This is a genomic window from Mesorhizobium sp. (assembly GCF_004962925.1).
In the GTDB taxonomy this organism is placed as follows: Bacteria; Pseudomonadota; Alphaproteobacteria; order Rhizobiales; family Rhizobiaceae; genus Mesorhizobium.
The window spans coordinates 1-3,084 of the sequence record NZ_SUEO01000060.1; the positions used below are offsets into that span (position 1 = coordinate 1).

The window sequence follows — 3,084 nt, forward strand, 5'->3', positions numbered from 1 at the left end:
TCGTTCTGGTCCGCTGGAGTACTGCCGCGAGGTCACGGCATGGATCCCAGGGTCTGCGCCGCGTCGCTTCGCTCCTTGCTTCGCCCTGGGATGACGAAGGGAGGGATGCGGCGCCCGCAATGCGGCCCGCCGACCTCAAGTCAAATCTCTGCAAGATCGCCCAGCGACTGTATCAGCGGCTGAATTTCGTTTTCATAATTCTTCCAGCGCTTGACGGACGATTTGTAGATCGGTTGACGAACCTGCCAGCGACTGGGCGTGTTGACCGAACCATCCCTGTCGAAAAAGCGCAGGCAGGCGTCATCCCAAGGCAGCCCGAGATAATCTATGAGGCGGCGTGACTGCGCCTCCTGATCCTCGACCAGCGTTTCGTAGCGATTTTCGAAGATGAGGCCCGGAAAAACCTCGTTCCAATGCCGCATCAGGCGGTCATACTCGCGATAATACAGACCTAGTGTTTTCAGGTCGGTATTGTAGCTGTGCCCCTCGCTGAAGTTGAGGACAAAGCAAGAGACGCAATTGTCGATGGCGTCACGACGGCAATGAATGATGCGCGCGTTGGGAAAGAGAAGGCCGATAAGGCCGATCAGTTCAAAATTGTGCGGCTCCTTATCGACGACGCGAAGCGCGGCAGGCGCCCGCTCCCGCAAATAGGACAGGTGCTCTTCGGCCAAGGTTCCGGACAGGTCTTCCGTGATCGACATGATTGACTGGTTCAAATTCCCAGCCGCTGAGGTTTTGAGGCCGATTGCATTCGCGACCCGCCTTAATTTGCTAAGCTCCCCTGCACCATGAACAACGGGATGGCTGGCGCCGATCTGTTCCGTCAGCGTCGTTCCCGAACGGGGCATGCCAACCACGAACACAGGCACTTCGGAAGGATTTCCATAGCCGGCCCTGGCAGCTAAAAAGTCCGGCGTGAAGATTTCAATCATCGAGTCGACCCAGCGACGATACAAGTCGATATCGAACTTGTAGCCGGAGGCCTGTTTCGCCCTGTTGAAATGGTCGAATGCCTCACTATAGCGCTTGAGGTCGTTCAGCACCTTGCCGGCGGCATAATGGAGTTGCTGCGCGCCGGCTGGATGGAGCTTCGGGCTGGCGAGTTCACGAAGGATGGATTGGAGTTCCTCAGGCTCTTCGGTGAACTTTCGCGTCTGTACAAGGTCGTTATAGGCGCTCGGCACCTCGATGCGACGTTCGATCGCTTCTTTCAGGTAGACGGCGGCTTCATCCATGCGCCCCAGGCCGCTAAGCGCGCTGGCCAGACCCGCCCGAACCTTGGGATGGTCGCGGTTGATTTTCAGCGCCTTCTCGTAGAGCGGCAATGCCATGTCGGGTTTGTCAAACGCTATGTAAGCGCGCCCCAGTGCACAAAGTGCCTCGATAAGGTTAGGCTGCAGGTTCAAGGCGTACTGCATATGCTTGATTGCTGGCGAATATTCGCTGACCTTCACATAGGCCTCGCCCAGGCTGAGGTGGTAATAGGCGTTTTTAGGTTCCTCGCCGACCGCCCGTGCGAAATATCGCAAGGCCATCTCATTATCATAACCCAGATATAAGGTCCCCAAGATGTACAGAGCGAGCGGATGGTTTGGTGTGCGCGCCAGAACGCGAAGGCATAGATCCTGAGCCTCGTCGAGGCGCTTTGCCTGCTGATGGATATATGCCTGTTTCAGCAGCGCGTCGTCGGCCTGCGCACGCGATTGAGCGCTTCCTTGATTCACTATCGGCGTCAGTATCGGCGCCTTCGCTTTTGGCGCGGGGCCGGGCTTGAGGTGCTTGGACCAGGCAGGCGGGAGTCGATTGTTCATAATATCTCGCTAGCAAAAAGAGCTGGCGGAATCCAGCATGTAGGTTGCAGCCAAGGCGGGAGCTTGCGCGGCCAACGGTGCCGCGCTAGCAAGAAGCCCCTTTTTCGAGCGAGCCTTTGCCATGCGCCAGCGCCCTCCCCTCACGCCAATCATCAGCGCGCTTCCCTCGACGGTGCCGTTTGTCGGCCCGGAGGCGCAGGAGCGTGACCGCGGCCGCGCGTTTCGTGCCCGCATCGGCGCCAATGAGAGCAGTTTCGGCCCCTCGCCGCGCGTCATCGCCCGCATGGCCGGTATCGCCCGCGACATGTGGATGTATTGCGACCCCGACAATCACGATTTGAAGGTGGCCGTCGCCGCGCATCTCGGCGTTAGCGCCGAAAACGTGGTGGTCGGCGAAGGCATAGACGGTTTGCTCAGCCTGGTGGCGCGCATGTATGTGGCGCCAGGCGATGCGGTGGTCACCTCGCTCGGCGCCTATCCGACCTTCAACTTGCATATTGCCGGCGTCGGCGGCCGGCTGGTCGCGGTTCCCTACGAGAACGACCGGGAAAGCCTGGACGGCCTATTGGCTGCGGTCACCAAGGAAAACGTGCCGCTGGTCTATCTGTCCAACCCGGACAATCCGATGGGAAGCTGGTGGGAGGCGGCCGAACTCATCCGCTTCATCGAAGCCCTGCCGGAAACCACCATGCTGGTGCTCGACGAGGCCTATGGCGAGCTGGGTCCGGCCTCGGCGCTGCCGCCGATCGATATCTCCAGGCCGAACGTCATCCGCATGCGTACCTTCTCGAAGGCCTACGGACTGGCCGGCATACGCTGCGGTTATGCGGTGGCGGACGCCCAGGTGATCCGCGATTTCGAGAAGATCCGCAACCATTACGGCGTCAGCCGCATGGCGCAGATCGCCGGCGTCGAGGCGTTGGCCGATCCGGACTATCTCCAAAGCGTGGTGGCGCGGGTCGCTGCCGGCCGCCGGCGCATCGCCGAGATAGCCGAGGCGAACGGGCTGAAGCCGCTGCCCTCGGCAACCAATTTCGTCACCATAGACTGCGGCCGCGACGGCGCCTTCGCGCTGAACGTGCTGCAAGCGCTGCTGTCGCGTGACGTGTTCATCCGCAAGCCGATGGTGCCAGTGCTCGACCGCTGCATCCGCGTCAGCGTCGGCCTCGACCACGAGCTCGACATCTTTGCCGAGGAGCTGCCCGGTGCGCTGGCGGCGGCGCGGGGGAACTGAGGATCGCAAAGTCGTCGTTAGGCCTGCCGCTATTTC

2 protein-coding genes are annotated in these 3,084 nt (G+C 60.7%); one reads left to right on the forward strand and one right to left on the reverse strand.

All coding sequences use genetic code 11. From position 1 onward, the window contains the following. Window positions 1–140: 140 nt before the first annotated feature. Complete coding sequence (locus E5W87_RS14370; RefSeq protein ID WP_292398247.1) at window positions 141–1,814, reverse strand: tetratricopeptide repeat-containing sulfotransferase family protein; 1,674 nt, start codon at window positions 1,812–1,814, stop codon at window positions 141–143. Between the two features lie 121 nt (window positions 1,815–1,935). On the opposite strand from E5W87_RS14370, the gene E5W87_RS14375 reads away from it, so the two are divergent. Further along, entirely contained in the window at window positions 1,936–3,048 is a 1,113-nt protein-coding gene (locus E5W87_RS14375; protein ID WP_292398249.1) for a pyridoxal phosphate-dependent aminotransferase, read from the forward strand. The last annotated feature ends 36 nt before the right edge of the window (window positions 3,049–3,084 follow it).